The following is an 11,560-nucleotide window of genomic DNA, read 5'->3' on the forward strand; positions in this document are numbered from 1 at the left end:
TGGCCGCGGCGATCACGCCGAGCCCTCTCGTGCCAGCCGCAGCAGCGCTGCCGCGTCCATGTCATCGATCGACGTGCCCGCCTCGGCGCTCTCCTCGACGACGACCGGGTCGCCCGCCGCCAGCTCGCGCAGCGTGTCGATCAGCCCGGCCGTGCGGAAGCGGGCCAGCGGGATCGCCGCGAGCAGCGCGCGCAGCTCGTCCTCCTCCGACGGCGCGGCCACGGCCGCCTCGTCGGGGGCGACGAGGGTGAGCAGGTGCTCCGCGACCGCCTGCGGCGTCGGCTGGTCGAAGATCAGGGTCGCGGGCAGCCGCACCCCCGCCTCCTGGCCGAGCCGGTTGCGGAACTCCACCGCGGACAGCGAGTCGAAGCCCATGTCCTTGAACGCCTTGGCCGGGTCGACCGCGGTGGCCGAGCCGTGGCCGAGCACGGCGGCCACCTGCGCGCGCACCACGTCCAGCACGACCGCCACGCGGTCGGCCTGCGCCACGGTGGCCAGCCGCCGCGCGAGCGAGCGCTGCTCCTGCGCCCGCTTGGCGGGGGCGGGGGCCAGGCCGCGCAGCAGCGCGGGCAGCGCCCCGGCCCTGGCCTGCTCGCGCAGCGCCGCCGGGTCCAGGCGCATCGGGACGACCACGGCGGTGTCCTGGCCCAGGGCGTCGTCGAAGAGCGCCAGACCGGTCTCGGCGTCGATCGTGCCGATGCCCAGGCGGGTCAGCCGGGCGCGCTGGTCGTCGGACAGCTCGCCGGACATGCCGCCCGCGTCGCTCCACAGGCCCCAGGCCAGGGAGGTGGCGGGCAGGCCGTCGGCGTGCCTGCGCTGCACCAGCGCGTCCATGGCGGCGTTCGCGGCGCCGTAGTTCGCCTGGCCGGGGCTGCCGATCAGCGCCGCGGCGGAGGAGAACACCACGAACGCGCTCAGCGCCATGTCCTCGGTCAGCTCGTGCAGGTTCCACGCGCCGTCGACCTTCGGCCGCAGCACCCGGTCGAGCTGGTGGACCGTCAGCGAGGCCGCGAGCCCGTCGTCGAGCACACCGGCGGCGTGCACGACACCGGAGAGCGGGCCCTCCAGCGACTCCAGCACCTTCGCCAGCTGCTCGCGGTCGGCCACGTCGCAGGCCTCGACCCGCACCGCCGCGCCCGCCGCTTCCAGCTCGGCCACCAGGGCGGTCGCGCCGTCGGCGGCAGCGCCGCGGCGGCTGACGAGCAGCAGCCGCTGAACGCCGTGGGCGTGCACCAGGTGCCGCGCGACCGTCGCGCCGAGACCGCTGGCGCCACCGGTGACCAGGACCGTGCCGGGGAACTCCGGCAGCGGGCCCGGCTCGGCGGCCAGCCGCGCCAGGCGCGGCGCCAGCACCCGGCCGTCGCGCAGGGCGAGGCGGGGCTCCTCCAGCGCGGCGAGCGCGCTCCAGTCCGGGGCGTCGGCGTACAGGTCGGCGTCCACGACCATGAACCGGCCGGGGTGCTCGGCCCGCACGCTGTGCACGAGACCGGCGACCGCGGCCTGCGCCGGGTCGGGGGCCTCGCCGCCCACCGCGAGGCCGCGCGGGGCGGCCACGACGAGCCGGGCGTCGGCGAAGGCGGGCTCGGCGAGCCAGCGCTGCACCAGCGCCAGGGCGTCGGCCGCCGCGGCGAGCGCGGTGCCGGGTCCGGCGTCGGGCAGCGCGGCGACGGTGGCGACCACGACATCGGGCCGCTCCGCGCCGTCCTCCAGTTCCCCGAGCAGGGCGCCGAGGTCGGCGGTGTCGCGGCCGATGACGACGACCCGCGAGGCCGCGGGCGCGACCTCGACCTCGGCCCAGTCGACGTGCAGCAGCGAGTTCTTGCGGTCGCGCTGCCCGGAGGACAGCTGCGACTGCTCGACCGGGCGCATGTCCAGGCGCGCCATGCTCAGCACCGGCTCGCCGGACTCGTCGGTGATGTCGACGCTCAGCGCCAGGCCCTCGGTGGGCTTGATGCGGGCGCGGACCCGCGACTGGCCAACCCGGCCCAGCCGCACACCGGACCAGGAGAACGGCAGCACGGCGGACACGTCCTCGCCCTGCTGCATCAGGCCACCGTGCATGGCGGCGTCGAACAGGGCGGGGTGGATGCCGAAGCCGTCCCCGCTCGTCCCCTCCGGCAGCGCCACCTCGGCGTAGACCTCCGCGCCGAGCTTGAAGAGCGCGCGCACGCTCTGGAACGCGGGCCCGTAGTCGTAGCCGAGGTCGGCCATGCCGTCGTAGAGCGCGTCGACCGACAGCTCCTGGGCGCCCGCGGGCGGCCACTGGCCGGTCCAGTCGGCGATCGGCTCGCCCGCCGGGGCGAGCAGGCCCCGGGCATGGCAGACCGTCGGCTCGGGCTCCTCGTCGCGCACCGCGGCGGCGCGGGTGAACACCGCGACCTCGCGGCGGCCGTCATCGCCCGGGACGCCCACGGTGACCTGGAGGTTCCTGGCGACGCCGTCGGTCAGCAGCAGCGGGGCCTCGATGACCAGTTCGTCGAGGGCCGGGCAGCCGGTCCGCGCGCCCGCGGCCAGCGCCAGCTCCACCAGCGCGGTGCCCGGGACGATCGTGGCCCCCAGCACGACGTGGTCGGCGGTCCACGGCTGCGTCTCGGTCGAGAGCAGGCCGGTGAAGATCCACTCGTCGCGGTCGGCGACCTGGGCGGCGGCAGCCAGCACCGGGTGCCCGGCGTGGCCGAGGCCCGCCGCGCCGACGTCGCCGCCGCGGTCGCGGGTCACCAGCCAGTACCGCTCGCGCTGGAAGGCGTAGGTCGGCAGCGGCACCTGGCGGGCGGTGGTGCCCGCGTAGACGCCCTGCCAGTCCACGTTCGACCCGCTGATGTGGGCGGTGCCGAGGAAACCGGCGAACGTCGCCTGCTCGGGCCTGCGGGCCCGCTGCGCGGCGGCGAACACGGTGGCCGGGGTGTGGCCCTGGCCGGTGGTGCTGTCGACGGTCTGCTCGGCCATCGGCGTCAGCACGGCGTCGGGGCCCAGCTCCAGGAACCGGCGGACGCCCGCCTCGTGCAGCGCGCGCACGCCGTCGGCGAAGCGCACGGCGGCGCGCACGTGGCGCACCCAGTAGTCCGCGTCGTACTCGGCCACCAGCTCGCCGGTCAGGTTGGACACGACCGGGGTCGTCGGCGGCGTGAAACGCAGCCCGCGCACCACGGCGGCGAACTCGGCCAGCATCGGCTCCATGCGCGGGGAGTGGAAGGCGTGCGAGACCCGCAGGCGCGTGGTCTTGCGGTCGGTCCACAGCGCCAGGAACTCCTCGATGGCGTCGGCGTCGCCGGAGACGACCACCGAGCCGGGGGCGTTCACCGCGGCGACCGCCAGGCGGTCGCCGAAGGCGGCGAGCTTGGCGAGGACCTCGTCCTCGTTCGCCTGGACCGCGGCCATCGCGCCACCGGAGGGCAGCGCGCCCATCAGGCGGCCACGGGTCACGACCAGCTCGCAGGCATCCGCCAGCGACAGCGACCCCGCGACGTGCGCCGCCACGATCTCGCCGACCGAGTGCCCGATCAGGTAGTCCGGCCTGATGCCGAGGGACACCACCAACCGGAACAGCGCCACCTCGAAGGCGAACAGCGCGACCTGGGTGAACTCGGTGCGGTCCAGCGAGCCGTCCTCGGCGGTCATCAGCTCGCGGACGGAGCGCCCGACCCTCGGGTCCAGCTCGGCGCAGACCTCGGTCAGCGCCTGGTCGAACACCGGGTAGGCGGCGGCCAGCTCCACACCCATCCCGGCCCGCTGCGACCCCTGCCCGGAGAACAGGAACGCCGTCTTGCCGGACACCGCGACCGACTCGGTCACCCCGGCCGCGCGCTCGCCGGTCGCCAGCGCGGCGAGGGCGGTGAGCAGCTCGTCGCGGTCGGCGGCGACCACGGCGGCGCGGTGCTCCAGCAGGGCGCGCGTCGTCACCGACGTGTACGCCGTGTCGGCCACCGACAGGTCCGGGCGGGCCAGGACGTGCTGGCGCAGCCGCTCGGCCTGCGCCCGCAGGGCGGCCTCGCCGCGCGCGGCCAGCACGACCGGGGTCAGCGGCTGGACAGCCTGCTCGGCGGGCTCGGCGGGCTCGTTCGCTCCCGGGGCCTCTTCCAGGATCAGGTGCACGTTGGTGCCGCTGACGCCGAACGAGGAGACGCCCGCGCGGCGCGGGCGGTCCGCCCGCGTCCACTCGCGGCCCTCGGTCAGCAGCTCGACGGCGCCGGACTCCCAGTCGATGTGCGGGGAGCGGTCCTCGGCGTGCAGGGTCGGCGGCAGCATCCCGTGGCGCATGGCCTGCACCATCTTGATCACACCGGCGACGCCCGCGGCGGCCGAGCTGTGCCCGATGTTGGACTTGATCGAGCCGAGCCACAGCGGGTCGCCCGAGCGCTCCTGGCCGTAGGTGGCCAGCAGCGCCTGCGCCTCGATCGGGTCACCCAGCATCGTGCCCGTGCCGTGGCCCTCCACAGCGTCCACATCGGACGCCGTGAGCCCGGCGTTGGCCAGGGCCGTGCGGATCACGCGCTCCTGCGACGGGCCGTTCGGCGCGGTCAGGCCGTTGGACGCGCCGTCCTGGTTGACCGCGGAACCCCGCAGCACGGCCAGGATGCGGTGCCCGTGGCGCAGGGCGTCGGACTGGCGCTCCAGGACCAGCAGGCCCAGGCCGTCGGAGAAGCCGGTGCCGTCGGCGTGCGCGGAGTACGCCTTGCAGCGGCCGTCCGGCGCGAGGCCGCGCTGGCGGCTGAAGTCCACCAGCAGGTGCGGCGCGGTCAGCACGGACACGCCGCCGACCAGCGCCATGGAGCACTCACCCGAGCGCAGCGCCTGCGAGGCCAGGTGCAGGGCCACCAGCGACGAGGAGCACGCCGTGTCCACCGACACCGCGGGACCTTCCAGGCCGAGGCTGTAGGCGACCCGGCCGGAGACGACGCTGGAGGTGGTGCCGGTGAGGTAGTAGCCGTCCATCTCCGGCAGGTGCGCCGCGCCGTAGTCGGTCGTCACCGCGCCGCAGAACACGCCGGTGTCGGTGCCGCGCAGCGACTGCGGATCGATCCCGGCGTCCTCGAACGCCTCCCACGCGGCCTCCAGCAGGAGCCGCTGCTGCGGGTCCATGGCCAGCGCCTCGCGCGGGCTGACGCCGAAGAACTCGGCGTCGAAGTCGGCGACGCCCTCGATGAACCCGCCGCCGCGGGTGTACAGCGTGCCCGGCTGGTCGGGGTCCGGGTCGTAGAGCCGCTCCAGGTCCCAGCCGCGGTCGGTCGGCAGCCCGGTGATCGCGTCGCGACCGGTGGAGACCAGCTCCCACAGCTGCTCCGGCGAGGACACCCCGCCGGGGTAGCGGCAGGCCATGCCGACGATCACCAGCGGGTCGCCCGCGTCGATCGCCTCGCGCCGGGCCGCCACGACGGGCCGGGCCCGCTCGACGGGGCCCGCCTCGGCGAGCAGCATCCGGGCCACGGCGGCCGGGTTCGGGTAGTCGAAGACCAGCGTCGCGGGCAACCGCAGACCGGTCACCTGGGCGAGCCGGTTGCGCAGCTCGACCCCGCTGAGGGAGTCGAAGCCCATCTCCTTGAACGCGCGGTCGGACTGCACGGCGTCGGCCGACTCGTGGCCGAGCGCGGCGGCGGCGTGCGTGCGGACGATGTCGAGCACGACCTGCTCGCGGTCGGCCTCGGCGACGCCGGCCAGGCGCTGGGCCAGCGAGCCGCCCGCGTCGGCGCGCCGGGCCGGGGCCCGGACGAGGCCGCGCAGCAGCGGCGGCAGGGCACCGGCGCGGGCGCGGGCCCGCAGGGCGGCCATGTCCAGCAGCACGGGGGCCAGCAGCGGGTGGCGGGCGGCGGTGCCCGCGTCGAACAGGGCGGTGCCCAGCTCGTCGCCGATGGCGGTGACGCCCATGCGCTCCAGGCGCTCCAGCGCGTCGCCGTCCAGCTCGCCGGTCATGCCCGCGCTGTCGGCCCACAGGCCCCACGCCAGCGAGGTGGCGGGCTGCCCGGCCGCGCGCCGGGTGGCGGCCAGCGCGTCCAGGGCGGCGTTCGCCGCGGCGTAGTTCGCCTGCCCCGGGCTGCCCACCAGGGCGGCCACGGAGGAGAACAGCACGAACGCCGACAGCTCGGCGGTCAGCTCGTGCAGGTGCCACGCGGCGTCGACCTTCGGGCCGAGCACGCGGGCGAAGCGCTCGTCGGTGAGGCTGGTGACCACGCCGTCGTCCAGGACACCGGCCGCGTGCACGACCGCCGTCACCGGCTCACCGGCCAGCAGGTCGGCGACCTGCGCCCGGTCGGCCACGTCGCAGGCCGCGACGCGGACGTCGGCGCCCAGCTCGCGCAGTTCGGCGGCCAGCGCCTCCGCGCCGGGGGCGGCCGGGCCGCGGCGGCTGACCAGCAGCAGGCGGCGCGCGCCCCGGCCCGCCAGGTGGCGGGCGAAGACCGCGCCGAGACCGCCGGTGCCGCCGGTGATCAAGGTGGTGCCGTCGAGCGCCATCGGGGCGGGCGCCGTCAGCACGACCTTGCCGGTGTTGCGGCCCTCGCGCAGGTGCTGGAAGGCCGCGACGCCGTCGCGCACGTCCCAGCAGCGGATCGGCGAGTGGGTCAGCTCGCCGCGCTCAATCATCGCCGCGACGGTGGTCAGCAGCTCGCGGACGCGCTCGGCACCCGCGGACTCCAGGACATCGATCGCCAGGTAGCGCACGCCCGCGGGGGCCTCGGCGCGGATGTCGGTCTTGCCCAGCTCGATGAAGCGACCGCCGTCGGACAGCAGCGCCAGCGAGGCGTCGACGAACTCGCCCGCGAGCGAGTTGATCACGACGTCCACCCCGGCGCTGAAGCGCTCGCGGAAGTCCAGGTCGCGCGAGGAGGCGATCCGCTCGTCCGGCACGCCCAGCGCGCGCACGGCGGCGCGCTTGGCCGGGCTCGCGGTCGCGAACACCTCCGCGCCCAGGTGCTGGGCGATCTTCACCGCCGCCATGCCGACACCGCCCGCGGCGGCGTGCACCAGCACCCGGTCGCCCGCGCGGACCTGCGCGAGGTCCACGAGGCTGTGGTAGGCGGTGAGGAAGGCGACGGGAACGGCCGCGGCCTGGGCGAAGGACCAGGCCGACGGCATCGCCGCGACCATGCCCTGCTCCACCACGGCCAGCGGGCCGAAGCCCTCCGGCACGCAGCCGAACACGCGGTCGCCGACGGCGAAGTCGGTGACCCCGGCGCCCACCTCGACCACGACGCCCGCGGCCTCGCTGCCCAGCGGGGCCGCGTCGGGGTACACCCCGAGCGCGATCATCACGTCGCGGAAGTTCAGACCGGCGGCGCGCACGTCCACGCGCACCTCGGTCGCGCCCAGCGGGCGGTCCGCGGTCGACGGCACGACGGCCAGGTCGTCCAGCGAGCCCGAGCCGGTGAGCCCGAGCCGCCAGAGCGACCCGACCGGCTCCTGGGGCGCGCGGGCGAGCCGGGGTGCCAGCGCGCGCCCGGCCCGCAGCGCCAGCTGCGGCTCGTCGCCGCCTGCGAACACCGACCAGTCGGGCAGTTCGGCGTCGGCCGGGTCGAGGTCGACCAGGGCGAAGCGGCCGGGGTTCTCCGACTGCGCGCTGCGCACCAGGCCCCACACCGCGGCGGAGGCGAGGTCGGCGGCCTCGGCCCCGACACCCGCGCCGCCGCGGGTGGCGACGACCAGGCGGGCGCCCTCGGGCCGGTCGACGGCAAGCCACTGCCGGACCAGACCCAGCACCGCGCTGGTCGCGGCCTTGACCGCCGCGGGGGGCGAGCCCGCGCCCCGGGGGATCAGCGCGATGACCAGATCCGCGCTCTCCTGGGCGGCGTCCAGGTCGGCCAGGTCGGCGAAGCGCTCCCCCAGCACCTCGACGCGGGCCTGGCCCGCGCTGAGCGCGACCTCGGTCCAGTCGAGCCGGTGCAGCGCCTCGCCGGCGCCGCTGCCGCCGCCGAGCTGGGCCGGGTCGACCGGCCGGAAGACGAGCTTGTCCATGTGCAGCACGGACTCGCCCTCGGCGTCGACCACGTCCACGCGCAGCGTCGAGTCGCCGAGGCCGGTGATCCGCACCCGGGCGCTCTGCTGCCCGCCGGCGCCGATGCGCACGCCGGACCACGAGAACGGCAGCACGACGCCGCCACCGGACTCCTTCTCCAGCAGGCCGCCGTGCATGGCGGCGTCGAGCAGGCCGGGGTGCAGCGCGAAGCCGCCGGTGTCGGCGCCGTCGGGCAGCGCGATCTCGGCGAACACCTCGCGCTCGCGGCGCCAGAGCGCCCGCACGCACAGGAAGGTCGGGCCGTAGCCGTAGCCGAGGTCGGCCATGTCCGCGTACAGCTCGTCCACCGAGGCGGCGTCGGCGTCGGCGGGCGGCCACTGCTCGGGCCAGCGCAGGGTGGTGGCGGTCTCCGGGCCGATGTGGCCGCGGCCGTGGCAGAGCGCTTCCTGGCGCTCGCCGTCCTGCTGCTCGGCGGGACGGCTGTAGACGGCGACCTCGCGGCGGCCGTCCTCGGCGGCGGCGCCCACGGTGATCTGCAGGTGGCGGACCTCGTCGGCGGACAGCGTCAGCGGCGCGGCGAGCACCAGCTCCTCGGCGACCGGGCACCCCACGGTGCGGCCGGCGGTGACGACCATCTCGGCCAGCGCGATCCCGGGCACGACGACGCTGTCGAGCACCACGTGGTCGCGGGTCCACGGCTGGGTCTCCTGGGAGACGCGGCCGGTGAACACCCACTCGTCGCGGTCGCCGACCGCGACGGCGGCGGTGATGACGGGGTGGTCGACGGCGCGCTGGCCCGCGGTGGCGGCGTCGCCGCCGGTGGTGCCGGGCTCGATCCAGAAGCGCTTGCGCTGGAAGGCGTAGGTCGGCAGGGCGACGAGCGTGCCGCCGCTGCCCGCGAAGAAGCCCGCCCAGTCGACGGGGACGCCGGCGATGTGCGCCTCGCTCAGCGAGCGGGTGAAGCGGGGCAGGCCGCCCTCGCCGCGGCGCAGCGAGCCGACGACCGACACCCGGTCGCCGGCGCCGTGGGCGTCGGCGGTGTCCTCGACGGCCATCGTCAGCACCGGGTTGGGCGACATCTCCAGGAAGCAGCCCGCGCCGCTGTCGATGAGGGCGCGCACCGCGGGCGCGAACTCGACGCGCTCGCGCAGGTTGCGGTACCAGTAGGCGGCGTCCATGGCGGCGGTGTCGATGACCGCGCTGTCCACAGTGGAGTAGAACGGGATCTGCCCGGAGGTGGGCGCGACCGGCGCGAGGGCCGCCAGCAGCGCGTCCTCGATGGTCTCGACCTGCGCGGAGTGCGAGGCGTAGTCCACCTTCACCCGGCGCGCGCGGACGCCGTCGGCGTCGCAGCGGGCGATGAGGTCGTCCAGGCAGTCCGGGGCGCCGGAGACCACGACCGAGGCCGGGCCGTTCTCGGCGGCGATGGAGACCTTGCCCTCGTAGGGGGCGATCAGCGCGGTGACCCGCTCGGCGGGCTGCGCGACGGACACCATGCCGCCGTGCCCGGCCAGGCGCTCCAGCACCAGCTTGCTGCGCAGCGCCACGATGCGCGCGCCGTCCTGAAGGGACAGACCGCCCGCGACGCACGCCGCGGCGATCTCGCCCTGCGAGTGCCCGACCACGGCGGCGGGCTCGACGCCGTGGGAGCGCCACAGCGCCGCCAGCGACACCATGACCGCCCACAGCGCCGGCTGCACGACATCGACGCGCTCCAGCGTCGGCGCGCCCTCGGCCTCGCGCAGCACACCGGTCAGCGACCAGTCCACGAACTCGCCGAGGGCGGCCTCGCACTCGGCGATCCGCGCGGCGAAGACCGGCGCGGTGTCCAGCAGCTCCACGGCCATGCCCGCCCACTGCGCGCCCTGGCCGGGGAAGACGAAGACCGGGTTGCCCCCGGTGGCGCGGCCGGTGACGACGCTGTCGACGGGCTCGCCGTCGATGAGCGCGGTCAGGCCGGCCAGCAGGCCATCGCGGTCCTCGGCCACGACCGCGGCGCGGTCCTCCAGGTGCGCCCGCGACGTCGCCGCCGACAGGCCCGCGTCGAGCGCGGTGACCGCCGGGTGCTCGACGAGGTGGGCGCGCAGCCGCTCGGCCTGCGCGCGCAGCGCCTGGCCTCCGCGCGCCGAGAGCAGCACGGGCACGGCGGGCAGGTCGGCGAGGCTGCCGGTGACGGTGATTCGCCCCGACGGCCCGTCGGCGGGCTCCTCGGGGGTCGCCTCCTCCAGGATGAGGTGGGCGTTGGTGCCGCTCACGCCAAAGGAGGAGACACCCGCGCGGCGCGGGCGGTCCTTGGCGGTCCACTCGCGCGCGGAGGTCAGCAGCGACACCGCGCCGGAGTCCCAGTCCACGTGCGGGGAGGGCTCATCGATGTGCAGCGACGGCGGCAGGGTGCGGTTGCGCAGCGCCTGCACCATCTTGATCACACCGGCGACGCCCGCGGCCGTGGAGCTGTGGCCGACGTTGGACTTGATGGAGCCCAGGTACAGCGGGTCGCCGTCGCGGTCCTTGCCGTAGGTGGCCAGCAGCGCGTGCGCCTCGATCGGGTCGCCGAGCTTGGTGCCGGTGCCGTGGCCCTCGACGGCGTCGACGTCGCGCGGGCGCAGGCCCGCGTTCGCCAGCGCGGCGCGGATCACCCGCTCCTGCGACGGGCCGTTCGGGGCGGTCAGGCCGTTGGAGGCGCCGTCCTGGTTGACGGCGCTGCCGCGGATGACGGCGAGCACGTTGTGCCCGAGGCGGCGGGCGCGGGAAAGCCGCTCCACCACGACGAGGCCGAGGCCGTCGGCGAAGCCGGTGCCGTCGGCCGCCGCCGCGTACGGCTTGCAGCGGCCGTCCGGGGCCAGGCCGCGCTGGCGGGAGAACTCCACGAACAGGAACGGCCCGGACAGCACGGTGACGCCGCCGACGAGCGCCATGGAGCACTCGCCCGCCCGCAGCGCCTGCGCCGCCAGGTGCAGCGCGACCAGCGAGGAGGAGCACGCGGTGTCGATCGAGATCGACGGGCCCTCCAGGCCCAGGGTGTAGGAGACGCGTCCGGAGACCACGCTGGAGGTCGAGCCGGTCAGGCGCAGGCCCTCGATCTGGGGCAGGCTGCCCGCCGGACCGACGGCGTAGTCGGAGGACCCGACGCCGCAGAACACGCCGGTGTCGGTGCCGCGCAGCGAGAGCGGGTCGATGCCCGCGTCCTCGAAGGCCTCCCACGCCGCCTCCAGCAGCATGCGCTGCTGGGGGTCCATCGACTTCGCCTCGCGCGGGCTGATGCCGAAGAACTCCGCGTCGAAGTCGGTGACGCCGTCGACGAACCCGCCGACGCGGCTGTAGGCCTTGCCGAGCTGGTTGGGGTCGGGGTCGTAGAGCCCTTCGAGGTTCCAGCCGCGGTCGGTCGGCATGGTCGACATCGCGTCGGTGCCCTCGGACACCAGCTCCCACAGGCGCTGCGGGGTCACCGCGCCGCCCGGGTAGCGGCAGCTCATGCCGACGATCGCGATCGGCTCGCTGGCCTGCTCCTGCAGCTCGGCCAGCCGAGCCTTGGTGGAGCTGAGATCGGCGGCCGTGCGCTTCAGATAGCGGAGCAGCTTGTCCTGCTCGTTCTCGCTACCTGCACCCATGTTCCCG

Annotated in this window: 1 protein-coding gene; it reads right to left on the reverse strand. The window is 76.0% G+C overall.

The window, feature by feature from the left end; genetic code table 11:
- Window positions 1–12: 12 nt before the first annotated feature.
- Window positions 13–11,553: an SDR family NAD(P)-dependent oxidoreductase gene (locus tag ACFPM7_RS29325; protein ID WP_378251079.1), complete on the reverse strand. Its 11,541-nt coding sequence runs from the start codon at window positions 11,551–11,553 to the stop codon at window positions 13–15.
- Window positions 11,554–11,560: the final 7 nt, after the last annotated feature.

This window comes from Actinokineospora guangxiensis, assembly GCF_042657845.1.
Taxonomy (GTDB): domain Bacteria; phylum Actinomycetota; class Actinomycetes; order Mycobacteriales; family Pseudonocardiaceae; genus Actinokineospora; species Actinokineospora guangxiensis.